General features: G+C 60.3%; 22 protein-coding genes. 8 read left to right on the forward strand and 14 right to left on the reverse strand.

Annotated elements, in window-relative coordinates:
- Nucleotides 1–266 precede the first annotated feature (266 nt).
- The 4 genes from AC1DVE_RS26585 to AC1DVE_RS26600 are packed head-to-tail and all read right to left on the reverse strand — an operon-like array spanning nucleotide 267 to nucleotide 2,708.
- On the reverse strand, nucleotides 267–560 hold the full coding sequence (locus AC1DVE_RS26585) for a DUF167 domain-containing protein (protein ID WP_223460576.1): 294 nt from the start codon (nucleotides 558–560) through the stop codon (nucleotides 267–269).
- On the reverse strand, nucleotides 560–1,144 hold the full coding sequence (locus tag AC1DVE_RS26590) for a YggT family protein (protein ID WP_223460574.1): 585 nt from the start codon (nucleotides 1,142–1,144) through the stop codon (nucleotides 560–562). Before AC1DVE_RS26590 ends, AC1DVE_RS26585 begins: the two co-directional genes overlap by 1 nt.
- Before the next feature lie 24 nt (nucleotides 1,145–1,168).
- On the reverse strand, nucleotides 1,169–1,987 hold the full coding sequence (gene proC, locus AC1DVE_RS26595; RefSeq protein ID WP_223460572.1) for a pyrroline-5-carboxylate reductase: 819 nt from the start codon (nucleotides 1,985–1,987) through the stop codon (nucleotides 1,169–1,171).
- Between the two features lie 34 nt (nucleotides 1,988–2,021).
- On the reverse strand, nucleotides 2,022–2,708 hold the full coding sequence (locus tag AC1DVE_RS26600) for a YggS family pyridoxal phosphate-dependent enzyme (protein WP_223460570.1): 687 nt from the start codon (nucleotides 2,706–2,708) through the stop codon (nucleotides 2,022–2,024).
- A 56-nt stretch (nucleotides 2,709–2,764) separates the two neighbouring features.
- Between AC1DVE_RS26600 and AC1DVE_RS26605 the strand changes: the two genes are divergently transcribed.
- A complete protein-coding gene (locus AC1DVE_RS26605) occupies nucleotides 2,765–3,799 on the forward strand; it encodes a type IV pilus twitching motility protein PilT (protein ID WP_223460568.1) in 1,035 nt (344 codons plus the stop codon).
- A 140-nt stretch (nucleotides 3,800–3,939) separates the two neighbouring features.
- Here the strand turns inward: AC1DVE_RS26605 and AC1DVE_RS26610 are convergent, their stop codons facing one another.
- On the reverse strand, nucleotides 3,940–4,560 hold the full coding sequence (locus tag AC1DVE_RS26610) for a C40 family peptidase (protein WP_223460566.1): 621 nt from the start codon (nucleotides 4,558–4,560) through the stop codon (nucleotides 3,940–3,942).
- A gap of 251 nt (nucleotides 4,561–4,811) precedes the next feature.
- Here AC1DVE_RS26610 and AC1DVE_RS26615 point away from each other — a divergent pair, with 251 nt between their 5' ends.
- Complete coding sequence (locus tag AC1DVE_RS26615; RefSeq protein WP_223460564.1) at nucleotides 4,812–5,231, forward strand: NINE protein; 420 nt, start codon at nucleotides 4,812–4,814, stop codon at nucleotides 5,229–5,231.
- Between the two features lie 95 nt (nucleotides 5,232–5,326).
- On the opposite strand, the gene AC1DVE_RS26620 is transcribed toward AC1DVE_RS26615, so the two are convergent.
- From AC1DVE_RS26620 to gshB, 9 genes are all read right to left on the reverse strand, one after another.
- Nucleotides 5,327–5,731, reverse strand: coding sequence for a hypothetical protein (locus AC1DVE_RS26620; RefSeq protein WP_223460562.1), 405 nt, complete (start codon nucleotides 5,729–5,731; stop codon nucleotides 5,327–5,329).
- A 50-nt stretch (nucleotides 5,732–5,781) separates the two neighbouring features.
- Nucleotides 5,782–6,771 carry a lipid II-degrading bacteriocin gene (locus tag AC1DVE_RS26625; protein ID WP_223460560.1) on the reverse strand — a complete coding sequence of 330 codons (990 nt, stop codon included), beginning with the start codon at nucleotides 6,769–6,771 and terminating at the stop codon, nucleotides 5,782–5,784.
- Nucleotides 6,772–7,208: 437 nt separating this feature from the next.
- Nucleotides 7,209–8,480, reverse strand: coding sequence for a dihydroorotase (locus AC1DVE_RS26630; protein WP_223460558.1), 1,272 nt, complete (start codon nucleotides 8,478–8,480; stop codon nucleotides 7,209–7,211).
- A complete protein-coding gene (locus tag AC1DVE_RS26635; RefSeq protein ID WP_223460556.1) occupies nucleotides 8,477–9,481 on the reverse strand; it encodes an aspartate carbamoyltransferase catalytic subunit in 1,005 nt (334 codons plus the stop codon). The genes AC1DVE_RS26630 and AC1DVE_RS26635 overlap by 4 nt, the downstream gene beginning before the upstream one ends.
- 27 nt (nucleotides 9,482–9,508) lie before the next feature.
- On the reverse strand, nucleotides 9,509–10,012 hold the full coding sequence (gene pyrR / locus AC1DVE_RS26640) for a bifunctional pyr operon transcriptional regulator/uracil phosphoribosyltransferase PyrR (RefSeq protein WP_223460555.1): 504 nt from the start codon (nucleotides 10,010–10,012) through the stop codon (nucleotides 9,509–9,511).
- 79 nt (nucleotides 10,013–10,091) lie between these two features.
- Nucleotides 10,092–10,529 (reverse strand): Holliday junction resolvase RuvX, encoded by a 438-nt coding sequence (gene ruvX / locus AC1DVE_RS26645; RefSeq protein WP_056726497.1) that lies wholly within the window; start codon nucleotides 10,527–10,529, stop codon nucleotides 10,092–10,094.
- A complete protein-coding gene (locus AC1DVE_RS26650) occupies nucleotides 10,529–11,101 on the reverse strand; it encodes a YqgE/AlgH family protein (RefSeq protein ID WP_057712922.1) in 573 nt (190 codons plus the stop codon). The genes ruvX and AC1DVE_RS26650 overlap by 1 nt, the downstream gene beginning before the upstream one ends.
- Before the next feature lie 204 nt (nucleotides 11,102–11,305).
- Nucleotides 11,306–12,205, reverse strand: a complete 900-nt coding sequence (locus tag AC1DVE_RS26655) for an energy transducer TonB (protein ID WP_223543297.1) — start codon at nucleotides 12,203–12,205, stop codon at nucleotides 11,306–11,308.
- A 107-nt stretch (nucleotides 12,206–12,312) separates the two neighbouring features.
- Nucleotides 12,313–13,284 carry a glutathione synthase gene (gene gshB, locus AC1DVE_RS26660; RefSeq protein WP_223460551.1) on the reverse strand — a complete coding sequence of 324 codons (972 nt, stop codon included), beginning with the start codon at nucleotides 13,282–13,284 and terminating at the stop codon, nucleotides 12,313–12,315.
- A gap of 234 nt (nucleotides 13,285–13,518) precedes the next feature.
- On the opposite strand from gshB, the gene pilG reads away from it, so the two are divergent.
- From pilG to AC1DVE_RS26690, 6 genes are read left to right on the forward strand one after another with little or no spacing between them, the layout of a single operon-like run.
- Complete coding sequence (gene pilG, locus AC1DVE_RS26665) at nucleotides 13,519–13,923, forward strand: twitching motility response regulator PilG (protein WP_090451937.1); 405 nt, start codon at nucleotides 13,519–13,521, stop codon at nucleotides 13,921–13,923.
- Nucleotides 13,924–13,980: 57 nt separating this feature from the next.
- Nucleotides 13,981–14,346, forward strand: a complete 366-nt coding sequence (gene pilH / locus AC1DVE_RS26670; RefSeq protein ID WP_007897961.1) for a twitching motility response regulator PilH — start codon at nucleotides 13,981–13,983, stop codon at nucleotides 14,344–14,346.
- A gap of 10 nt (nucleotides 14,347–14,356) precedes the next feature.
- Nucleotides 14,357–14,896 (forward strand): chemotaxis protein CheW, encoded by a 540-nt coding sequence (locus AC1DVE_RS26675; RefSeq protein ID WP_223460550.1) that lies wholly within the window; start codon nucleotides 14,357–14,359, stop codon nucleotides 14,894–14,896.
- A gap of 19 nt (nucleotides 14,897–14,915) precedes the next feature.
- Nucleotides 14,916–16,961, forward strand: coding sequence for a methyl-accepting chemotaxis protein (locus AC1DVE_RS26680; RefSeq protein WP_477784338.1), 2,046 nt, complete (start codon nucleotides 14,916–14,918; stop codon nucleotides 16,959–16,961).
- 37 nt (nucleotides 16,962–16,998) lie between these two features.
- Entirely contained in the window at nucleotides 16,999–22,905 is a 5,907-nt protein-coding gene (locus AC1DVE_RS26685) for an Hpt domain-containing protein (RefSeq protein ID WP_477784339.1), read from the forward strand.
- Nucleotides 22,898–23,359 carry a chemotaxis protein CheW gene (locus tag AC1DVE_RS26690; RefSeq protein WP_223460546.1) on the forward strand — a complete coding sequence of 154 codons (462 nt, stop codon included), beginning with the start codon at nucleotides 22,898–22,900 and terminating at the stop codon, nucleotides 23,357–23,359. The genes AC1DVE_RS26685 and AC1DVE_RS26690 overlap by 8 nt, the downstream gene beginning before the upstream one ends.
- The last annotated feature ends 196 nt before the right edge of the window (nucleotides 23,360–23,555 follow it).

Below are 23,555 nucleotides of genomic sequence, written 5' to 3' on the forward strand. Positions count from 1 at the left end.
CACCTGGTTTTGCGATGCTGGATAACTGATGACGTGAACGGCCAACCGGCCTGACGACAACCCTGGGCTCTCACACGGCTGAAAGGCCGTTCCACTAATTAGGGTCGTTGGGCATCGATTCTCATCGAGGCGCGGGGCGACAACCCCAACTCAGACGCCGGATAGATGAAAGCAAGCCAAACACGACATCAACAACAGTATTGCAGAAAAGGGGGTAACCATAGATGTGGGAGCGGGCTTGCTCGCGAAGGCAGCGCCTCGGTATATCAGTTTTGTCGCGTCAATCCAGGCAAGTCCGGCAACTTCTTCGGCGAGCAAATTCGCACCCGTTTCTGCCGGTTCAACTCGCCGCTGATCAAGCTGACCTGGCTCTTGGACACGCCAAAGGCCTTGGCCAGAAACGCCATCAGATACGCGTTGGCCTTACCCTCGACCGGAGGCGCGGTCAGGCGGATCTTCAGGCGATCGCCGTGCAGCCCGCAGAAATCATCACTGCGGGCTGCCGGTTGCAGGTGACACTCCAGAATCAGGTCGTCACCGTCCCAGCGAAAGTAGCTCATCAGATCAGGCCGAGTCCTTGCGGCATGAAGGCAAGGTAAGCAATGCGCGGGATCAGCCAGCTTTGCAGCAACTGGATCACGATGAACGCGAAGATCGGCGAGATGTCGAGACCACCCAGGTTAGGGATGATCCGGCGGAACGGCGCAAGGACCGGTTCAGTGATCTGAGCGACCAGTTCTGCGCCAGGGTTGTGGCTGCCCGGTGCAACCCAGGACAGAATCACGCTGATGATCATCGCGTAGAACAGTACATTCAAAAACAGCGAGAAAAGGGCGATCAGAGCCCAAGGCACCAACAGCAGCAAGTCGACCTGGAAGCCTTTGAGCAGCAGGATGACCGCCATCAGCACTATCTGCACGATCAGCGCCAGTACCAGCGACGACATGTCCAGACCGAACATGCTCGGGATGAACCGGCGCAGTGGCTTGAGCAGTGGTTGAGTGGCTTTCACGATGAACTGGCAGAGCGGGTTGTAAAAATTTGCCCGGACCAATTGCAGGATGAAGCGCAATAGCACGATCAGCAGGTACAGGTTGCCCAAGGTTTTAATGATGAAAATGGCAGCGTCATTGAGTCCGAGCATTATTGATTCCTTTGTAAGAGCTGATTAGCGGCCAAGTTGCTCAGCCATCTCGGCCGAGCGATGCGCGGCAGCGCCGAGTGCCTTTTCGACCAGGGCTTCGAAGCCATTGGCCTGGAACGACTTGATTGCAGCTTCCGTGGTGCCCGCAGGCGAGGTGACACGGCGGCGCAACTCGGCGGCGTCAACGTCGCTGGAGATCGCCATGTGGGCGGCGCCCAGTGCGGTTTGCAAGGTCAGTTGCGCGGCAATGTCCGCCGGCAGGCCGAGTTTCACGCCGGCGGCGGTCATGGCCTCGATCAACAGGAAGAAATACGCCGGGCCCGAGCCGGAAACGGCGGTGACGGCATCCAGTTGCTGCTCTTCATTCAGCCACAAGGCGATACCGACCGCTGACAGCAGCTCCTGGGCTTGCTGGCGCTGTTCCGCTGACACCTCGGCTGTTGCGAACAGACCGCTCGCGCCCTGACGCACCAGCGCCGGGGTGTTGGGCATGCAGCGCACGATCGGCTGGGCGCCGAGCCAGTTGTTCATGCTGGCGCAGGTGATGCCCGCGGCAATCGAAACCACCAGTTGATCGGGTTTGAGGCTTGGGCGAATGGCTTCGCACACGGCTTTCATCGCCTGCGGCTTGACCGCCAGGACGACGACGTCGGCGCTGTCGATGGCCTGGGCGTTGTCGGCAAAGGTTTCGATGCCGTGTTCAGCACTCACGCGGGCACGGGTTTCTTCGCCCGGATCGCTGGCGCGGATCTGTGCGGCTTCCAGACCTTTGGCCCGCAGGCCACCGATCAGACTGGCGGCCATGTTGCCGGCACCGATAAAGGCAATACGTGTCTTGCTCATGTCAGGTCCTTATTCAGAAGTGTGTCAGCCATGTTTACGGCTGGCCGTAGTCGCGGGCGCCAAACAGGGCCGTACCGATACGGACCCAGGTGGCGCCCTGGGCGATGGCTGACTCAAGGTCGTGGCTCATGCCCATGGAAAGTGTGTCGAGCGGCAGGTTCAGGCTGGCTTGCAGGCTTTGCACGGCAGCAAACGCAGCATCCTGGGCAACGCGATCTTCCGTCGGCTCAGGGATAGCCATCAACCCGCGCAGTTTCAGGCGCGGCAGGTCGCTGATGGCGTTGGCCAGAGCCGGCAGGTCGGCCGGGGTGCAGCCGGATTTGCTGGCTTCACCGCTGACATTGATCTGAATGCAGATGTTCAGGGGCGGCAAATCGGCGGGACGTTGTTCGGACAGGCGTTGTGCGATTTTCAGACGATCCACGGAATGCACCCAGTCGAAGTGTTCGGCGATAGCACGAGTCTTGTTCGATTGAATGGGGCCGATGAAGTGCCAGATCAAGGGCAGGTCGGCCAGTTCCAGCTGCTTGCCCAACGCTTCCTGCAGGTAGTTCTCGCCAAAGTCGCGCAGGCCGGCAGCGTAGGCTTCACGCAGGTCTTGTGCGGGTTTGGTCTTGCTCACGGCCAGCAACTGGACACTGTTTTCGGCGCGGTTGGCGGCGAATGTTGCGGCGTTTATGCGCGAACTAACTTCGAGAATGTTGTCTGCTATGGTGGACATCAAGAGGCGCCAGCGGTCTGAAGGTTCGCGGCATTCTACTGGAATTGAGAGACGCTATGGATATCACCGAACTGCTGGCATTCAGCGCCAAACAGGGCGCATCCGACCTGCACCTGTCCGCCGGCCTGCCGCCGATGATTCGGGTGGATGGCGATGTGCGGCGCATCAACCTGCCGCCCCTGGACCACCAGCAGGTGCAGGCGCTGATCCATGCCATCATGAATGACACCCAGCGGGTGGAATTCGAAAAGCATCTGGAAACCGACTTTTCCTTCGACGTGCCCGGCGTGGCGCGCTTTCGGGTCAATGTGTTCAACCAGAACCGTGGCGCGGGTGCCGTGTTTCGCACAATCCCGTCAAAGGTGCAGAGCATGGACGAACTGGGCATGGGCGACGTGTTCCGCAAAATGACCGACGCTCCCCGTGGCCTGGTGCTGGTGACCGGCCCGACCGGTTCCGGCAAGTCCACCACGCTGGCGGCGATGATCGATTACCTCAATACCCATCGTCATCACCACATCCTCACCATCGAGGACCCCATCGAGTTCGTTCATGAGTCGCGCAAATGCCTGATCAATCAGCGTGAAGTCCATCGCGATACCCGTAGTTTCGCCACCGCCTTGCGTTCGGCACTGCGGGAAGATCCGGATGTGATCCTGGTGGGGGAGCTGCGCGACCTGGAGACCATTCGCCTGGCATTGACCGCGGCCGAAACCGGCCATCTGGTGTTCGGCACGCTGCATACCACGTCGGCGGCGAAAACCATCGACCGGGTGGTCGACGTGTTTCCGGGGGACGAGAAGTCAATGGTGCGCTCGATGCTCTCCGAGTCGCTGCTGGCGGTGGTGTCCCAGACCCTGGTGAAGAAAATCGGCGGCGGACGCATCGCGGCCCACGAGATCATGCTGGGGACATCGGCGATCAGGAACCTGATCCGCGAGGACAAGGTGGCGCAAATGTACTCGGCGATTCAGTCGGGAGGGTCGTTGGGGATGCAGACGCTGGATATGAGCTTGAAGGACCTGATGACCAAGGGGCTGATCAGTCGTGATCATGCGCGGGAGAAGGCGCGGTCACCGGATAACTTTTGAGAATTGCAATGTTACCTGTGGCGAGGGAGCTTGCTCCCGCTGGGTTGCGAAGCAGCCCCAAAAAACTGGGAGCGCTACGCACTCCAGCGGGAGCAAGCTCCCTCGCCACAAGTGCTCGCCGCCAGGGGTGCGCTAGCCAATCAGCGCTGAACAACCCGCAACTGATTCGGCTCTTTCGGCAGAACCCGCTTGGCAACCACGTAGTGGTTTTCCCAGTACGGTTTCTTCAGCGTGTCGATGGACACCGACTTGCCACGACGTGGCGCGTGGATGAAACGGTCGTTGCCCAGGTAGATGGCAACGTGATTGACCCGACGGCTTTTGATGTTGAAGAAAATCAGGTCGCCCGGCTTCAGGTCGTCGCGATCGACTTTCTCCCCATGACCGCTGGCCATGGCGTTGGAGGTGCGTGGCAGGTCGAACGTGGTGTCGTTGAACGCGTATTTCACCAGGCCGCTGCAATCGAAACCTTTGCTTGGGCTGCTGCCGCCCCAACGATAAGGAGTGCCAAGGACGTTCACGGCGCGGCTCAGCACGTCGCTGCTTTCCTTGGTGCCCATCGGTGGAACCAGGCCGCTTTTGTCGCTGGCCAGGCTTGGAGCATATTTAGCGGATTTTTTGTCTTTGCTCGAAGGAGCAGAGGCATGGGATTTTGGGGTGTAACCATTAACGTTTGGAAGACGTTGCTCACGATTGGTGGCGTGGGCGGCCAGTGGCATCAAAAGGCAAATGGTTAGCCATGTCTTGAAAAATGAACGCATTAGGCAAGGCTCTTAATAAGTTAGCGCGCAACTTTATAACAGCTTTTTTGCTGCCTCCGAGGCCGTTGGTCGATTCAATCCGGGGGGCAATGGTGGCAAAAAAGCGGCAAAATGGCGCAATTGTCGGATAGGAGTCCGGTGTTACAAGGCTTTGACGGGAGTGAAGGTAGCATTTGCCATACGTCGGATGCCTGTAAAAAAGTCACAAAGAATTAAAGAATATTTATCTATCGTGTGAATCGAGGTCATTCATGAACCCCTATCAACAGGCTGTCCAGCAGCAAGACACCCACAGTAAAGTGATCGGTTACCTGCTGTGGATTTTCGGTTTCACCGGCGCTCACCGCTTCTATTACGGCAAGCCGGTGACCGGGACTATCTGGTTCTTCACCTTCGGCTTGCTGGGGATCGGTTGGCTGATCGACCTTTTCCTGATTCCGGCGATGGACCGCGAGGCTGACTTGCGGTTTACCGCGGGCCCCATCGAATACAACGTGGCGTGGATCCTGCTGACGTTTCTCGGGGTGTTCGGTGTGCACCGGATGTATCAGGGGAAATGGATCAGTGGGTTGCTGTACCTGCTGACGGGTGGGTTGTTCTTTCTTGGGGTGCTGTATGACTTCTGGACGTTGAATGACCAGGTGTCGCTGCGTAATGCGCAGAGTCGTTGATTAAATGTGGCGAGGGGGCAAGCCCCCCGCCACAGGGTGTTACGCCTGGTGACTGATCCTGCTATTCGTCTGCTTGAGTCATAGCCTGTGAATGACTATTGAAATACTTTTAGCAGTTGAAGTTGAAGTGTTGCAAATGCAATTGTACTGATGCTGTATAAGGTTGAAATGATGAGGTGGTTTGGAGTAGCCCAGTAATTTATGCTGTCAGCAAGAATCGCAAGTGATGCAAGTGCAACTATAAATGCTGATGCTTTTATTAAGGCTCCGTTCGTGCGGTGTGTGCGGGCTTTCTTGTATAAGAGTATTTGCAATAGATGAAGTGTAAGTAATATTAAGCCTGCAATCAGGATTGCACCTATTGGTATTCCAATTGAGTCTCGGTCTATGTTGTAAATGCCTGTGCTCAAATTATTTGCTAAAATAAATATTGCTACACTGGAGGTGATCGCTAAAAGCACTGGGTAGACGTAGTTTAGGTGCTTGTAGAGAGTCTTCATGTCGGCTCTTCCTGAATGCAGTAGATAGTTTAAAAACCTAACAGACTAATCTAATGCAGGTCCGGCCGAAAGCCAGTTCCGGTTAGTCTTATTTTTTGCTCTCCAGTTATATCGATTTCATATTTCGTTCCTGAGAATGCTCTGCCTGCTGTGGTTAAAGCTTCGAGTAGTGTTGATCTGTTACTTTTGTCAAAGTCGTATGTGTCCGTATAAGCTTTTGCAGTTCCATCAAAAACCCATGATCCGTTTATTTCTCTTGTAAATTCTCCTTCAATTTTCAATGTTATTCGTCCTAGATAATATCCTGTGGCTTTGCTGTCGTCAGCAGTGGCGTAAGGTACTTTTGGATCAGATAAATAATACCTTCCGGATTCTCTGGTGCTGGCTATGGTGTTGGCTAGCAGCGGAATTTCATTCGCCTGTACGTTGAGGCCTATGTTGTTTATATCGACTCGCAGCTTCTCTCCATTTCCCCACAGGTAGTGAGCAAATGCTTTGACAGGACTAAATGTCCCCCCTGATAGCTCGGTTGTTTGTGTTTCATACTTGATGTTGTACAGACTTGTCGATGCTACTTTGATCAGGGCGTCTAGGTTGCTTAGTTTTTGTTGCGCTGCGAAGGTGTCGGCAAGACTGAAATTTACAAGTTTGTTCTTGAAATAGGCATGAGTGACGATCGAAGAGTTGTTTAGTAGGTAGTTGTCACTCTCCGTGATTTTCCAAAGGTCTTTAATGGCGCCGAAGGCGTCGTTGTTAATTGCTCTGCCCACCATTTGTAGTTCATAAGTAAAGGCTTTTATACCACTTTTCATTTCGAGCCAATCATGGAACATGTCCATTTCGGCTGAGGGGATGGCGGGACCATCGCATAGTGGCAGAGAGTAAGTTTGCCCGTCGTTGGTGATGATGGCTTCACCTGCGCCCTGCCAATCTGCAGTCCCATAGGTTCCCCAGGTAAACCCAGGATTAACTGTAAAGCCGCCTGAGTTCCCCGTTGTTCCTTTCGTCACGATAGGAGGTAGAGTAAGTCCATTTTTCATGTGTTGCTCCTTATTAGTACTTTGTGTTCATGGTGTTTGTAGTGATGTTTCCTTGTGCTGTTTTTATGCTAGATGATAGGCGTTGAATCCGCATTCAATAACTTTGTAGGATGTTTCTGTGTGTTGCGAAGTTCTTTTCGCACAAATGATGATGAGTCAGAAATTTCTGTTCATTGGATAGGTTTATTCGCCATCGCTTGTAGAGATGTACTTGATGCGGATGTGCTGTTAGGGGAGAGGCAGTGGATGACGGAGGAGGGGGGAGGAGGGCTGTATGACGTCTGGATGCTTAAGGATCAGATCTCTGTTCGCAATACGCAGAACAGAGGCGCCTTCTAAGACGCCATCGTCGGAACGCCGCCCGGGGCAAGCCCGCTCCCACAGGGATCATCTCAATCCTGTGGGAGCGGGCTTACCCGCGATTGGAGCGACGCGGTTTAAGCCTGGTGGCTGATCCGCCCATCCACCAGGGTGTAACGCACCACGCTCGGCAGGCTGTGGCCAATGAACGGGCAGTTTTCGCCCTTCGACAGCCAGCTTTCACCCGCCACGGTCGAGGCCGCAGGGTCGAACAGCACGATGTCCGCCGCGCCACCCACCGCCAGTTTGCCTGCCGGCAGGCGCAAGGCCTCGGCAGGGCCGGCGCTCAGGCGCTTGAGCAGTGTCGGCAGATCCAGCAAGCCGTCTTCAACCAAGGTCATTGCCAGTGGCAATAGCAGTTCAACGCTGCTGATGCCCGGCTCGGTCGCGCCGAACGGTGCCAGTTTGGCGTCACGCTCATGGGGTTGGTGATGACTGGAGATGGCCGAGATCACGCCCGATTTCACCGCTGCGCGCAGGCCCTCGCGGTCGGCGCGGGTGCGTAGCGGCGGCTGGACGTGATACAGGCTGCTGAAGCCGATCAGGGCTTCGTCGGTCAGGATCAGCTGGTACAGGGCGACATCCGCGGTCACCTTCAGGCCCCGGGCCTGGGCCTGGGCGATCAGCTCTACGCCGCGTGCGCTGGTGAGCTGGCTGAAGTGTGCGCGCACGCCGGTCTGCTCAACCAGCAGCAGATCCCGGGCCAGGGCGACGGTTTCGGCGCTTTCCGGGATGCCTGGCAGGCCAAGGAAGCTGGCAGTCGGGCCTTCGTGAGCCAGGCCTCCCTCGGCCAGGTCGTGATCCTGAGAGTTGAAAATCACCGTCAGGTCGAAAGTCGCTGCGTAGTCCAGTGCCCGGCACAGGGTGCGGGTGTTGCGGAAGCTCTCCAGGCCATTGCCGAAGGCCACGCAACCGGCATCGCGCAGTGCCACGAGTTCGGCCAGCTGTTCACCGTCCAGGCCTTTGCTCAGGGCGCCAATCGGGAAGACTTTGGTGTTGCCGGCCTCACGGGCGCGGTCGAGGATCAGTTCGGCCACCGCCGAGGTGTCCAGCACCGGTTTGGTCTTTGGCGGGCAGCACAGGCTGGTCACGCCGCCAGCCGCCGCCGCGCGGGTTTCGCTGACAATCGAGCCTTTGCGGCTGTAACCCGGCTCGCGCAGGGCAACGTAGAGGTCGACCAGGCCGGGAGCGGCCACCAGGCCTTTGGCGTCGATCGTGTCGACGGCGATAAAGCCGGCTGGCGCCGCGCCAAGGGCGACGACTTTGCAGGCTTCGATGTGGATATCGGTCACTTGATCCAGGCCACTGGCCGGATCGATCACGCGGGCGCCGAGGATGCTGAGCTTCACTGGGCGTTCTCCTGCTCGAGTTGGCGCTGGGCAGTCTGCCCGCTCATGGCCATGGACAGCACGGCCATACGAATGGCGATCCCGTAGGTCACCTGGTTGAGGATTACCGAGTGAGGGCCGTCGGCCACCGCCGACTCGATTTCCACGCCACGGTTGATCGGTCCCGGGTGCATCACGATGGCATCGGGCTTGGCGCCGGCCAGGCGCGCGGTGGTCAGGCCGAACAGGCGGTAGAACTCGCCTTCGCTCGGCAACAGGCCGCCGGTCATGCGTTCACGCTGCAGTCGCAACATGATCACCACGTCGACGTCCTTCAGGCCTTCAGTCATGTCGGTGTAGACCTTCACGCCGTATTGCTCGATGCCGATCGGCAGCAGGGTTTTCGGCGCAATCACGCGGATATCCGGGCAACCGAGGGTTTTCAGGGCCAGCATGTTCGAGCGCGCGACCCGCGAATGCAGGATGTCGCCGACGATGGCCACCGAAAGGTTTTCGAACCCGCCCTTGTGCCGGCGGATGGTCAGCATGTCGAGCATGCCCTGGGTCGGGTGCGCGTGCCGGCCGTCACCGCCGTTGATGATCGCCACTTGTGGGCAAACATGTTCGGCGATGAAGTGCGCGGCACCCGAATCACCGTGGCGTACGACGAACATGTCGGCGGCCATGGCTTCCAGGTTGCGCAGGGTGTCGAGCAGGGTTTCGCCCTTGCTCGCCGACGACGTGGACACGTTGAGGGTGATCACGTCCGCCGAGAGCCGCTGGGCCGCCAGTTCGAAGGTGGTGCGGGTGCGGGTCGAGTTCTCGAAGAACACGTTGCACACGGTCTTGCCGCGCAGCAGCGGGACTTTCTTCACGGCCCGGGCGCCGACTTCGAGGAAGGAGTCGGCGGTGTCGAGGATTTCCGTCAACAGCTCCCGGCGCAAACCGTCGAGCGAGAGGAAATGGCGCAGCTGGCCCTGATCATTGAGCTGCAGCGGGCGCTTGGTTTCTAGAGGCGTCATCGCAAGGGGGACTCTCAATAGGGCGAATTAAAGGGCGAGGTCTTGCAGTTCGAGCGCGAGCTCCGGGCCGGACAGCTTCACCCGTTCGTGGGCCGCCAGCGACAGGGTCGCGCCAACCACGTTCGGGCGGATCGGTAGTTCGCCAGCGTTCAGGTCCAGCAGGCACACCAGCGTGACGCTGGCCGGGCGGCCATAGTCGAACAGTTCGTTCATGGCGGCGCGGATGGTGCGGCCGGTCATCAATACGTCATCGATCAGCACCAGGTGCTGGCCTTCGATTTCGAACGGCAGCGCCGAAGGGCGAACCTGCGGGTGCAGGCCGTTCTGGCTGAAGTCGTCGCGGTAGAAGGACACGTCCAGGGTGCCGAGGGGCTCATTGCTGCCCAGCTCCTTGAGCAGAGCCTGGGCCACCCAGACGCCGCCGGTACGAATGCCGATGTAACGCGGGTCGCTGATGCCTCGTTTGGCCAGATAGGCGTCAAGTCGGGTCGCCATCTGGCTGATCAGTTCGGCGGGATTGGGCAGGCTCATGGTTGCTCCTTCTTGGGCCCGAGCCAGCCTGTGCGGGAAGTGGCTCGGGTTGTAGCTAAGAGAGACGCACAGCGGCTCTTCAGGATTCAAACAGTGCGGTGTTTTCGTCGAGCCAGCCTTGCAGCAGCAGGGCGGCGGCGATGGCATCGACCGGGTTGTCGCGGTAACTGCCTTTCTGGCCGCCACGAGCCAGGCGTTCGCCCTTGGCCTCGAAGGTGGTCAGGCGTTCATCGTGGGTATAAAAGGGCAGGTTGAAGCGGCCGTTCAGACGCCGGGCGAACTTTTCCGCACGGGCGCACATGTCGCTGGGTGTACCGTCCATGTTCAACGGCAGGCCGACCACCACGGCATCGGGTTTCCACTCTTTGATGAGGGCTTCGACCTGATTCCAGTCAGGAATGCCGTTCTGCGCTTTCAGGGTGCACAGCTCGCGGGCCTGGCCAGTAATCACCTGGCCGACCGCAACACCGATCTGTTTGGTGCCGTAGTCAAAACCCAGAATCAGCTTCAGGGCCATCAGGCGTGCCCCGCCTGGCTGGTCAACAGGCTGAGGTTGACGCCCAAGTGCTTGGCCGCCGCTTCCAGGCGCAACTCACTGCTGGTATTGAACAGGATGTCGGCGTCGAACGGGCAGTTCAGCCAGGCGTTCTGCGCCAGTTCGGCTTCAAGCTGCCCGGCTTCCCAACCGGCATAGCCGAGGGCAATCAGGCTTTTTGCCGGGCCGACGCCGTCAGCGATGGCGAACAGCACGTCCTGGGAGGTCGAAAGGGCCAACTCGTCTTCCAGATCAACGGTCGCCTGGAAGCTCTGACCCTTGGGGTGAAGGACGAAACCGCGATCGGTCTGCACCGGGCCACCGATGAAGATCGGCACATGCTGGCAGAGCGCTGGCGGTTCGATTTCCGGGCGCAATTGCTCAAGGATATCGGCCAGGTTCAGATCTTGCGGGCGGTTGACCACCAGCCCCATGGCGCCATTGGCCGTGTGCTCGACGATGTAGGTCAAGGTGTGCGCAAAGTTCGGGTCGGCCATGTGCGGCATGGCGATCAGGAATTGATGCTTGAGGTAGCTGGGGCTGACGTTTTTCATGACCGCTAGTGTGGCGTTCGAGGGGCGAACTGACAAGCTGGGGATGCACAGGAAATGCTCCGATTTCCCTGACAATGCAGATCATTGTGGGAGCGGGCTTGCCCGTGAAGGCGTCAGGTCAGTCGACATTTATGCCAAATGTACCGGCCTCTTCGTCGGATCGCCGCCCGGAGCAAGCCCGCTCCCACAGGGGTTCTGTGGTGGTCAGTTGCTTGAGAGCCTGTCACCACGGGCAAACTTCCAGGTGCGGATGATCTCCAGCCGGTCGATATCCGACAAATCCCCGGTAAACGGTGCAAACGGCGCCGCCAGCCGGACGATTCGTTGCGCCGCCTGATCCAGCAGCGGTTGCCCGGAAGATTCCAGCACCAGCACTTCATACAGCGAACCGTCGCGGTTGATCGAGACCATCAGGCGCAAATTGCCGTAGATCTGCTTGCGCCGCGCTTCGTCGGGGTAGTTGAGATTGCCGATGCGCTCGACTTTCTTGCGCCATTCGTCCTTGTACCAGGCGCCCTTGTCGCGCATGGTCGAGGCCGCGCTCAAGCGGTGAATGCGTGGACGCTTGGCGTACAACTGTTGTTCGGCGGCCAGTTCCGCTTCCAGGCTGGCGATGTCGCTGGACAGCTGCTCACTGTCAAACGTCGGCGCCTGGACCTGGGACTTGACCTCGGTCTTGGGCTCTTCGGTCTTGGCGGTGGCTTTTTTCGGCTTCGGCGCCACGGTGGTCACGGCAGCCTTGGGCGGGGCTTCCTGAATTTCAGGCTTGGCGGCCGGCGGTGGCGTGACCTTTTGCACCTTGTTGTCCTGGAATGGCGCGACCTCGGTGGTCTTGGGAATCGCCTTTTTATCCAGGGTGCCGCTGCCTTGCTGATTTTCCTGGGCCAGGAAATCGGCTTTCTCGGGCTTTTTTTCGCTTTTGAAGGTGGCGAGGGTGATTTCCAGGGTTTTACTGATCTGTTTGGGCTCGACCACTGCAAACCCGACACCCAACAGCAAGGCCAGGTGGATCAGCACCGCCAGAAACAGGGTAAAACCGAGGCGATCAGCCGGGCGCACGCCACGGTGGGCGAGCTCAGCAGGCAGATCGGACGGGAGGGTCATGGCACAAAAACCAACATCACGTTTTTACGGGCCCGGCATGATAACGCAATGTTGGTTTTTAGCTTCAAGCTTCAAGCTGCAAGCGACAAGCTGTAAGAGGATCAGCTTCAAGCTTGCGGCTTGCGGCTTGCGGCTTGCAGCTGCTTCTCAATGGCCTCCATCAGCATGCCGCCGATGTCAGTGCCAAACGCATTATCGATCTCGCGAATGCAGGTCGGGCTGGTGACGTTGATCTCGGTCAGGTGCTCGCCGATCACGTCCAGACCCACGAACAACAGGCCTTTTTCACGCAGGGTCGGGCCGACTTGCGCGGCGATCCAGCGGTCCTTGTCGGTCAGCGGGCGCGCTTCGCCACGGCCACCGGCGGCCAGGTTGCCGCGGGTTTCGCCCGCCGCGGGAATTCGCGCCAGGCAGTAATCCACGGGCTCGCCGTCGATCATCAGGATGCGCTTGTCGCCATCGACGATGGCCGGCAGATAACCCTGGATCATGATTTGCTGCTGACCATGCAGGGTCAGGGTTTCGAGGATCACCGACAGGTTCGGATGCCCTGCGGTGTGGCGGAATATCGAAGAACCGCCCATGCCGTCCAGCGGCTTGAGTATCACATCGCCATGATGGTCGGCGAATTCGCGCAGCACGTCAGGGCGACGGCTGACGATAGTCGGCGGAGTGCACTGCGGGAACAGCGTGGCGAACAGCTTTTCGTTGCAGTCACGCAGGCTTTGCGGCTTGTTGACCACCAGCACGCCAGCGCGCTCGGCCTGCTCCAGCAAATAGGTGGAGTAGACGAACTCCATGTCGAACGGTGGATCCTTGCGCATCAGGATCACATCCAGATCGCTCAGCAGCGCGTCGCTTTCGGCGCCCAGTTCGAACCATTTTTCCGGGTTGGCGAAAACCTGCAGCGGACGCATCCGCGCCCGGGCCTGGCCTTCACCCTGATACAGGTCGCGCTGCTCCATATAGAACAGTTCCCAGCCACGCTTCTGCGCGGCCAGCAGCATGGCCAGCGAGCTATCCTTTTTATAGGAAATGCTGGCGATAGGGTCCATGACAATCCCGACGCGAACGCTCATTGGGTTTTCCTCGAAAATTGGCTACCGGATCGGTATGAAAAAAGTGGCGTCAGAGTGGCGCTGAGTGTGTTCCCGGTCAAGAAAAACCACCTTGCGGGTCGGCCGATAGATTGGTTTTGGAGACTGTGCTAAAAAGGCTGCCATGTCGTGCCGGCCCTTGAGCATCAAGGGTTTCGAGCCGCGTTAACCGGCAAACGGACAATTTGTTTCGCAAAGGCGACGGTAGAGCATTTTATGGAACAGCACCCCAGCGCCTTGAAGGTCATGGTGATCGACGATTCGAAGACGATCCGTCGCACCGCCGAAACGCTGCTCAAGAACGTGGGTTGTGAGGTCATCACGGCCATCGATGGTTTTGATGCCCTGGCCAAGATTGTCGACAACCACCCCGGCATCATCTTTGTCGACATCATGATGCCGCGCCTGGATGGCTATCAGACTTGCGCCCTGATCAAGAACAACAGCGCGTTCAAGTCCACGCCAGTGATTATGCTGTCGTCCAAGGACGGGCTGTTCGACAAGGCAAAGGGGCGCATCGTCGGCTCCGACCAGTTTTTGACCAAGCCGTTCAGCAAGGAAGAATTGCTTGATGCGATCCAGGCCCATGTTCCTGGCTTCGCCGCCGTTTTGCCGCAGTAGGACACGCACAGTGACGCTCGGCCATCGGGCCCGGCGTCGACAAAAATGGGGAAGACCATGGCACGTATTCTGATCGTCGATGACTCGCCGACCGAAATGTACAAATTGACCGGCATGCTGGAAAAGCACGGTCATGAAGTGTTGAAAGCCGAAAACGGCGCCGACGGCGTGGCCCTGGCCCGCCAGGAAAAGCCCGATGCGGTGCTGATGGACATCGTCATGCCCGGCCTCAACGGCTTCCAGGCGACCCGCCAGTTGACCAAGGACCCGGAAACCGGGCATATCCCGGTGATCATCATCACCACCAAGGATCAGGAAACCGACAAGGTCTGGGGCACGCGCCAGGGCGCCAAGGACTACCTGACCAAGCCGGTCGATGAAGACACCCTGATCAAGACCCTGAACAACGTGCTGGCCGGTTGATCGACAGGTTATGAACGAATCGCTGACGGCTTTCGAACTGCTGCTGCAAATCGACCAGCGCTGTCGTCTGCTGGCGGCGGACTTGCCGTCCCAGCCGGCCCGGCGGGACAGCTGGAGCGGCATCGGTTTTCGCCTGGGCGAACACTGGTATGTCGCGCCAATGAGCGAAGTCAGCGAAGTCTTGCACGAGCCGCGCTCCACTCAGCTACCGGGGGTCAAGCCCTGGGTCAGGGGTGTCGCCAACCTGCGCGGGCGTTTGTTGCCGGTCATGGACTTGTGCGGCTTCTTCGGGCACGAGCTTTCGGCGGCGCGCCGGCAACGGCGGGTGTTGGTGGTGGAACATGAAGAGGTGTTTGCCGGGTTGCTGGTCGATGAAGTCTTCGGCCTCCAGCACTTTGCCCAGGACAGCCTGGAGCCGGTGCCGGCAGACGAGTTGAAGGGGCCGGTGGCGGCATTCGTCAAAGGCCGGTTTCAGCGCGAGCAGTGCTGGCAGGTGTTCAGCCCGTTTGCGTTGACGCAGTCCCAGGGGTTCATGAACGTCGCGGTGTAAGCGGAACAACAGAGATCCAATGTGGGAGCGGGCTTGCTCGCGAAGGCGGCGGTCGCAGATTATCGTGCTGTTCATCGCGCTGATCGTCTTCATCATGCTGCTGTTCGCCAACTTCGCGTACCTCAACACCCAGGCTATCTACGACAAACAGTACATCGGCCACGCCGGCGAACTGCGCGTGCTGTCCCAGCGAATCGCCAAGAACGCCACCGAAGCCGCTGCCGGCAAGTCTGCCGCGTTCAAGTTGCTCAGCGATGCGCGCAACGATTTTGCCCAGCGCTGGGGTTATCTGAAGAAGGGCGACCCGGCCACCGGCCTGCCGCCGGCCCCCGCCACCGTGCGTCCGGAGATGCGCGCGGTGCAACAGGACTGGGAACGCCTGCTGAAAAACACCGATGCGATTCTTTCCAGCGAGCAAACCGTACTGTCGCTGCATCAGGTCGCCGCGACCCTGGCCGAAACTGTGCCGCAATTGCAGGTCGAGTACGAGAAAGTCGTCGAGATTCTCCTGCAACGGGGCGCCCCGGCGGCTCAGGTGGCCATGGCCCAGCGCCAATCGCTGCTGGCCGAACGGATCCTCGGCGCGGTCAACACGGTGTTGGCCGGCGACGAAAATTCACAGCAGGCCGCCGATGCGTTCGGGCGTGACGCAACTCAGTTCGGCAAGGTGCTCAACGGCATGCTCCAGGGCGACCCGGCGCTCAAGGTCAGCCAGGTCGAAGACCGCGACGCCTGTGCGCGACTCGCGGAAATTTCCGAGCTGTTCGAGTTCGTCTCGGGCTCGGTAGACGAGATCCTCGAAACCTCGCCGGAACTGTTCAAGGTCCGCGAATCGGCCTCGAACATTTTCAGCCTGTCACAAACCCTGCTCGACGAAGCCTCACACCTGGCCAGCGGTTTCGAAAACATGGTCGGCGGGCGCACCACCGACACCATTGGCGGTTATGTGCTGGGCTTGTTGGCGCTGGCTTCGATCATCCTGATCGGCATGGTGATGGTGCGCGAAACCAATCGTCAGTTGCGCGAAACCGCCGAGAAAAACGAGCGAAACCAGAACGCGATCATGCGCCTGCTCGACGAGATCGAAGACCTGGCCGATGGCGACCTAACGGTAACGGCCTCGGTGACCGAAGACTTTACCGGCACCATCGCCGACTCGATCAATTACTCCGTCGACCAACTGCGCGATCTGGTCGCGACCATCAACCTCACTGCCGGCCAGGTTGCCGCCGCCGTGCAGGAAACCCAGGCCACTGCCATGCACCTGGCGCAGGCGTCTGAGCACCAGGCCCAGCAGATTTCCGAAGCGTCGATGGCGATCAACGACATGGCCGAGTCCATCGACCAGGTGTCGGCCAACGCGGCGGAATCTTCGGCGGTTGCCGAACGCTCGGTGGAGATCGCCAACAAGGGCAACGAGGTGGTGCACAACACCATCCACGGCATGGACAACATTCGCGAACAGATTCAGGACACCGCCAAGCGAATCAAGCGCTTGGGCGAGTCGTCCCAGGAAATCGGCGACATTGTCAGCCTGATCGATGACATTGCCGACCAGACCAACATCCTTGCCCTCAACGCAGCCATCCAGGCGTCCATGGCCGGTGACGCCGGTCGCGGTTTCGCCGTGGTCGCCGATGAAGTGCAGCGCCTGGCCGAGCGCTCGTCCGCCGCTACCCGGCAGATCGAAACCCTGGTGCGGGCGATCCAGACCGACACCAACGAAGCGGTCATCTCCATGGAGCAGACGACGACCGAAGTGGTGCGTGGCGCTCGTCTGGCGCAGGATGCCGGTGTGGCCCTGGAAGAAATCGAAGGCGTCTCCAAGACGCTCGCGGCGTTGATCCAGAGCATTTCCAATGCCGCGCAACAGCAGACGTCGTCGGCCGGTCAGATTTCCCTGACGATGAACGTGATCCAGCAGATCACCTCGCAGACGTCGTCGGGTTCCACCGCCACGGCCGACAGCATCGGCAACCTGGCGAAAATGGCCAGTCAGTTGCGTCGTTCGGTGTCCGGTTTCACCTTGCCGGATGCCAAGGCGCAGGTTGTGGACAAAGCTTGAACCGCCCATGGGTATCTGAATGGTGATTGGAGTGGTTATGGGTGATCGGCACGACTATGTGGCCCTCGAGTGGGTCAAGGGCGAGATTGCCGAAACGCTGAAGCAGGCTCATCACGCGATTGAAAACCTGCTCGATGACCCGCAGGCGACGCAAGCGCTGGATGATTGCCTGGCATGCATCCATCAGGTCCATGGCAGTTTGCAGATGGTCGAGTTCTACGGCGCGGCGTTGCTCGCCGAAGAAATGGAACAACTTGCCATGGCCTTGCAGGGCAACCGTGTTGGCCATCGCGACGAGGCGTTGCACCTGTTGATGCAGGCCCTCGGGCAGCTGCCGATCTACCTCGACCGGGTGCAAGGCGCGCGTCGCGACTTGCCACTGGTGGTGTTGCCCCTGATCAACGATCTGCGCAGCGCCCGTGGCGAGAGCCTGCTGTCGGAAACCAGCCTGTTCAGCCCGCAATTGCCCGAGTTGCCGGCGCTGAACGCAGAAACGCTGGCGCAGCTGGAGCCGGCCGAATTGCCCAGTGTGCTGCGCAAGCTGCGGCAGATGCTGCAAATGGCGCTGGTCGGATTCCTGCGTGAACAGGACAACGACACCACCCTCGATTACCTGGCCAAGGTCTTCACCCACCTCGAAGCACTGTGCGCCAACGCACCCCTGAGCCCGTTATGGCAGGTGGCATCGGCGCTGGTCGAAGGCATGCAGGGCGGTGCGATCGCCAACAGCCCGGCCTTGCGCAGCCTGTTCAAAGATGCCGACAAGGAACTCAAGCGCCTGCTCGAACAAGGCATGCCCGGCATCAATCAACCGGCCCCGCCGGAGCTGCTCAAGAGTTTGCTGTTCTACATTGCCAAGGCCGAACATCCCACCGGGCAGATGCTGACCATGAAAGAACGCTACTCACTGGACGACGCGCTGCCCGACAGTGCGATGGTCGATGAAGAACGCGCGCGGCTGGCCGGTCCCGACCGTGACGCCATGCGCTCGGTGCTGGCTGCGCTGTGCGAAGAGCTGGTGCGGGTCAAGGAGCGCCTGGACCTGTTCGTGCGCAGCGATCGCCAGCACACCTCCGACCTCGACAGCCTGCTGGCGCCGCTGCGGCAAATCGCCGACACCCTGGCGGTGCTGGGCTTCGGCCAGCCGCGCAAGGTGATCATCGATCAATTGGCGGTGGTGCTCAGCCTCGCTCAGGGCCAGCGCGAACCCAACGATGCGATCCTCATGGACGTTGCCGGGGCCCTGTTGTACGTCGAAGCGACGCTGGCCGGCATGGTCGGTACCGTGGAGCCGGAGAGCCAGGACGACAACCGCCTGCCGACCACCGACCTGACGCAGATCCATCAGATCGTGATCAAGGAGGCCCGAATCTGTTTGCTGCAGGCCAAGGACATGATCGTCGACTACATCGACGCCGATTGGGACCGCCAGCATTTGCAGGCGCTGCCGGCCTTGCTGACCCAGGTGCGCGGCGCGCTGGCGATGATTCCGCTGAGTCGGGTGGCGAGCCTGGTGGAAACCTGCAATCACTTTATCCGCGAGCACCTGTTGCTCGAGCCGGGTCAACCGGGCTGGCAGGAACTGGACAGCCTGGCCGACGTGATCACCAGCATCGAGTACTACCTCGAGCGCCTCAGTGATGACCCGCAAACGCAGGGTGAAAACCTGCTCGATGCCGCGGAAAAAAGCCTGGTGAGCCTCGGATTTTTTCCCAGTGAGCAACATGTGCCAGTGCTTGATGATGTGCTCAACCCGACCGAAGCGCAGGTCATGCAGATGATGCAGGAGCTGGATGATCCACAGATCGTCCAGACCCTGGCCGATGTGCTCGCCAGCCCGGTTTCGACTCTGAACCCGCCCGCGCTGAACACCCCGGGCAGCCTGCTGCCGCCGCCCGCAGGCGAAGAGCCGGTGGACGAGGAGCTGCGCGAAGTGTTCCTCGAAGAAACCGACGAAGTCCTGGACATCCTGCGCGAGTACTTGCCGCGCTGGTCGGTCAACCCTGACAACCGCTCGRCCCTGAGTGAGTTGCGCCGCGCCTTCCATACCCTCAAGGGCAGCGGCCGGATGGTGCGCGCTCTGGTGCTGGGCGAGCTGGCCTGGGCCGTGGAAAACCTGCTCAATCGCGTACTGGAAGACAGCGTGGAGCCGGGCGCCACGGTGCAGCAACTGATCGGCGATGTGCTGCACCTGCTGCCGGAGCTGGTGGCTGAATATGCCGCCAATGCCCAGCGTCAGCGCAACGATGTCGATCAGTTGGCCGCCCGTGCCCACGCCCTGGCCAAAGGCGATGAACCGGTGTCCGATGAGGATACGCAAGATGTCGCGGCCCTCGATCCGCTGTTGCTGGAGATCTTCCGCAAAGAGGCCGAAACCCACTTGGGCAGCCTCAATCGCTTCCTTGATCAGGCCGCCGAACATGTGCCGTTGCAGGCCAGCGACGAATTGCAGCGCGCCTTGCACACCCTCAAGGGCAGCGCCTATATGGCCGGTGTGTTGCCGATTGCCGAACTGGCCGCACCGCTGGATCAACTGGCCCGGGAATACAAGGCGCACCTGATCGCGCTGGATCTGGACGAAGTTGAACTGCTGCTGGAGGCAGAAGGGCTGTTCCTCCTCGGCTTACGCCAGCTCAAACGCGATCCGCTGGCGGAAATTCCCGGTGCCCGGGGTTTGACCGAGCGCGCCAGGGCGCTGCTGGCCGAGCGCCTGGAAAACCTCCTGAGCACACCGAACTCCGGGCTGCGGATCAAGCGCGATCCGCAACTGATCAACAACTTCCTCGCCCAGGGTATGGACATCCTGCTGGACGCCGAAAGCCTGCTGCAGCGTTGGCAGCAACACCCCGGCGAACGTCAGGAGCTCAGCGCGCTGCTGGACGAATTGACCACCCTCGGCGAAGGCGCCCATCTGGCCGACCTGCACCCGGTGGATGAACTGTGCGAAGCGTTGCTCGACCTGTACGGTGCCGTGGAAGAAAGCAGCCTCGCGGTCAGCGAGCGGTTTTTCCATGAGGCACAGGGTGCCCATGAAGCGCTGATCAACATGCTCGACGAACTGGCCGCCGGCCAGGAAGTCGGCCCGCAGCCGCAACGGATCAGGGCCTTGCGCGAATTGCTCGACGAGAGCCTCGACCCGTCGGCCATGGGCCTGATCCGCAGCGATGGCAGCCGCAGCCTGAGCATCCGCGAATTGGGTACGGCCACCGCCGAGCTTGAGCAGAGTACGACGGCGCCAGGGCTGGACGATGAAATCGTTGCGATCTTCCTTGAAGAAGCGGTGGATATCCTCGAAAGCGCCGGTCAGGCCTTGCAGCGCTGGTTGCGCGACTCGGACAACGGCGCGCCGCTGTCGTCCCTGCAACGGGATATATACACTCTCGAAGGCGGCGCGCGCATGGCCGAGGTCGGGCCGGTCGGCGATCTGGCCCATGAACTGGAAAGCCTTTACCAGGGCCTGGTGGACCGTCGTTATGCCTTCAGCGATTCACTGGCGGTGCTGCTGCAACAGAGCCATGAGCGACTGGCGTTGTACCTCGAACAGTTGCAGCTCAACCGGCCACTGGGCGATTCCCGTGAGCTGATCGAAGCCATCCGTGCCTACCGTCAAGGGCATGCGGGTATCGCCGAGGCGGCCCGGCAGGCGACCGGCAACGACTCGGTTGCGCACGATCCGGAATTGCTGGAGATCTTCCTCGAGGAAGGTTTCGACATCATCGAAAGCTCCGGGGCGGCGCTGGAACGCTGGCAGGCCCAGCCTTCGAGTCGTCAGGAAGTGGAAACCCTGCTGCGCGACCTGCACACCCTCAAGGGTGGCGCGCGCATGGTGGAAATCGCCGCGATCGGCGATCTGGCCCATGAACTGGAGTTCCTCTACGAAGGCCTGTCCACCGGCGTGCTGCAACCGACGGAGCCGTTGTTCGCGCTGTTGCAGCGCAGCCATGACCGCCTGGCACAGATGCTCGATGCGGCCCGCGCCGGTGAGCCGATGCCTCCTGCCGACCGCTTGATCGATGCGATCAAGAACTTCAGCCACCCGGCCGTGCCGGAAGCACCCGTGCCGGTTGCGCCGCCGGCCACGGCTAAGCCCGAGCCGCTGGTGCCGCCGTCCGATACCGGCGCAGACATGGTCAAGGTCTCGGCGGAGCTGCTCGACGATCTGGTCAACCTGGCTGGTGAAACCTCGATCTTCCGTGGCCGGATCGAACAGCAGGTCAACGATGCGCATATCGCCCTGAATGAGATGGAGACCACCATCGAGCGGATGCGCGACCAGTTGCGCCGCCTCGATACCGAGACCCAGGGGCGAATCCTCAGTCGCCAGCAAGTCGACGCCGAACGCCTGGGCTACGAGGAATTCGACCCGCTGGAAATGGACCGCCACTCACAGTTGCAGCAACTGTCCCGGGCACTGTTCGAATCGGCCTCTGACTTGCTCGACCTCAAGGAAACCCTCGAACGACGCAATCAGGACACGGAAAACCTGCTGCAACAGCAGGGCCGCATCAATACCGAACTGCAGGAAGGCCTGATGCGCACGCGCATGGTGCCGTTCGAACGCATGCTTCCGCGTTTGCAGCGCATCGTCCGGCAGGTGTCCAGCGAACTGGGCAAGGACGTGGATTTCATCGTCGATAACGCCGAAGGCGAGATGGATCGCAACGTTCTCGAACGCATGGCCGCGCCGCTGGAACACATGCTGCGCAACGCCGTCGACCATGGCCTGGAGTCCGTCGAAGTGCGGCTGGCGGCGGGGAAACCGGCCAAGGGCAAGATCACCCTCGATCTGCTGCGCGAAGGGGGTGACATCATTTTCGACATCCGCGACGATGGCGCCGGTGTGCCGCTGGACGCGGTGCGGCGCAAGGCGATCAAGCGAGGCCTGCTCGCCCCGGACAGCGTCATCAGTGATCACGACGTGTTGCAGTTCATCCTGCAACCGGGGTTTTCCACCGCCGAAAAAATCACCCAGATTTCCGGGCGCGGCGTCGGCATGGACGTGGTGCACGAAGAGGTGCGGCAGCTGGGCGGCACCATGAGCATCGACTCGGTGCCCGGGCAGGGTGTGCATTTCCGCATTCGCCTGCCGTTTACCGTATCGGTCAACCGGGCGTTGATGGTGCAGTGCGGTGAGGACCAATACGCGATCCCGCTCAATACCATCGACGGCATCGTGCGCGTCCTGCCCAATGAACTCGAAGGGTATTTCCGATTCGATTCGCCGACCTACGAATACGCCGGCCAACGTTACGAGTTGTGCTACCTGGGTGAACTGCTGAAAACCAGCCCGCGCCCGAAGCTGTTGGGCCAGAGCCTGCCATTGCCGGTGTTGCTGGTGCAGTGCAACGAACGGCACATCGCGGTGCTGGTGGACGCCATGGCCGGCACTCGCGAAATCGTGGTCAAGAGCCTGGGACCGCAGTTTGCGGCGGTGCAAGGGGTGTCCGGGGCGACGATTCTCGGGGACGGCCGGGTGGTGCTGATTCTGGATTTGCTGGCGCCGATCCGCGCCATGCAGGCCCGTGTACCCCAACGTCCGGCGGGGCAAGAGATCGAGGCCGAACCGCAGCGCCCGCTGCTGGTGATGGTGGTCGACGACTCGGTCACCGTGCGCAAGGTCACCAGCCGCTTGCTCGAACGCCACGGCATGAACGTGCTGACCGCCAAGGACGGGGTCGATGCCATGCTGCTGCTGGAAGAGCACATGCCCGACCTGATGCTGCTGGACATCGAGATGCCGCGCATGGATGGCTTCGAAGTCGCGACCCAGGTGCGCAACGACGAACGCCTGCAACACCTGCCGATCATCATGATCACCTCCCGCACCGGGCAGAAACATCGCGACCGCGCCATGGCCATCGGCGTCAACGACTACCTTGGCAAGCCGTACCAGGAATCGGTGCTGCTCGAAAGCATCGCCTTGTGGAGCAAGACCCATGCTTGAGCACCGCACCAGCAACCTCACCGGCCTGCTGCTGCCGTTGGTCGACCGCAACCTGATCCTGCCCAACGTCGCCGTTGCCGAGCTGATCGATTACCAGCAGCCGGGGACGTTCGACCTCGACACACCGCCGTGGTACCTGGGCCTGGTGACGTGGCGCGACCGGCAGATTCCGCTGTTGAGTTTCGAGTCCGCATGCGCGCAGAAAATCGTCATCGGCGAACGCGCGCGGATCGTCATTCTCAACGCCCTCGGCGGGCGCCCCGAGCTGAAATTCATCGCGTTGTTGGTGCAGGGGATTCCGCGCTCCTGCAAGCTCGATAGCCAGTTGAGTTACGTGGATGTGCCGTTGTGTTCGCTGGAGCTGGCGGCGGTGCAGGTGGGCGAGCAGGTGGCCAAGGTGCCGGATCTGTTGGCGCTGGAGGGGTTGTTGGTGGATGCCGGGTTAATCAACTGATCCCGATTCAGCGGTGATCTGACCGGCCCCTTCGCGAGCAAGCCCGCTCCCACAGTTGATCTGTGGTGAAAACAAAACCCTGTGGGAGCGGGCTTGCCCGCGAAGAGGCCCGCATGAACGACGCAGATCTCGATCATTAACCTGAGCGTAACGATCCACCACTCTGCTTGATTGATACCCCCACCCAACACTCCTA

This window comes from Pseudomonas sp. P4_B4, from assembly GCF_056402255.1.

Coding starts and splice junctions, on each gene's coding strand:
- AC1DVE_RS26585 (WP_223460576.1), bottom strand. CDS start 560: ATGAGCTACTTTCGCTGGGACGGTGACGACCTGATTCTGGAGTGTCAC.
- AC1DVE_RS26590 (WP_223460574.1), bottom strand. CDS start 1,144: ATGCTCGGACTCAATGACGCTGCCATTTTCATCATTAAAACCTTGGGC.
- proC (WP_223460572.1), bottom strand. CDS start 1,987: ATGAGCAAGACACGTATTGCCTTTATCGGTGCCGGCAACATGGCCGCC.
- AC1DVE_RS26600 (WP_223460570.1), bottom strand. CDS start 2,708: ATGTCCACCATAGCAGACAACATTCTCGAAGTTAGTTCGCGCATAAAC.
- AC1DVE_RS26605 (WP_223460568.1), top strand. CDS start 2,765: ATGGATATCACCGAACTGCTGGCATTCAGCGCCAAACAGGGCGCATCC.
- AC1DVE_RS26610 (WP_223460566.1), bottom strand. CDS start 4,560: ATGCGTTCATTTTTCAAGACATGGCTAACCATTTGCCTTTTGATGCCA.
- AC1DVE_RS26615 (WP_223460564.1), top strand. CDS start 4,812: ATGAACCCCTATCAACAGGCTGTCCAGCAGCAAGACACCCACAGTAAA.
- AC1DVE_RS26620 (WP_223460562.1), bottom strand. CDS start 5,731: ATGAAGACTCTCTACAAGCACCTAAACTACGTCTACCCAGTGCTTTTA.
- AC1DVE_RS26625 (WP_223460560.1), bottom strand. CDS start 6,771: ATGAAAAATGGACTTACTCTACCTCCTATCGTGACGAAAGGAACAACG.
- AC1DVE_RS26635 (WP_223460556.1), bottom strand. CDS start 9,481: ATGACGCCTCTAGAAACCAAGCGCCCGCTGCAGCTCAATGATCAGGGC.
- pyrR (WP_223460555.1), bottom strand. CDS start 10,012: ATGAGCCTGCCCAATCCCGCCGAACTGATCAGCCAGATGGCGACCCGA.
- ruvX (WP_056726497.1), bottom strand. CDS start 10,529: ATGGCCCTGAAGCTGATTCTGGGTTTTGACTACGGCACCAAACAGATC.
- AC1DVE_RS26650 (WP_057712922.1), bottom strand. CDS start 11,101: ATGAAAAACGTCAGCCCCAGCTACCTCAAGCATCAATTCCTGATCGCC.
- AC1DVE_RS26655 (WP_223543297.1), bottom strand. CDS start 12,205: ATGACCCTCCCGTCCGATCTGCCTGCTGAGCTCGCCCACCGTGGCGTG.
- gshB (WP_223460551.1), bottom strand. CDS start 13,284: ATGAGCGTTCGCGTCGGGATTGTCATGGACCCTATCGCCAGCATTTCC.
- pilG (WP_090451937.1), top strand. CDS start 13,519: ATGGAACAGCACCCCAGCGCCTTGAAGGTCATGGTGATCGACGATTCG.
- pilH (WP_007897961.1), top strand. CDS start 13,981: ATGGCACGTATTCTGATCGTCGATGACTCGCCGACCGAAATGTACAAA.
- AC1DVE_RS26675 (WP_223460550.1), top strand. CDS start 14,357: ATGAACGAATCGCTGACGGCTTTCGAACTGCTGCTGCAAATCGACCAG.
- AC1DVE_RS26680 (WP_477784338.1), top strand. CDS start 14,916: ATGTGGGAGCGGGCTTGCTCGCGAAGGCGGCGGTCGCAGATTATCGTG.
- AC1DVE_RS26690 (WP_223460546.1), top strand. CDS start 22,898: ATGCTTGAGCACCGCACCAGCAACCTCACCGGCCTGCTGCTGCCGTTG.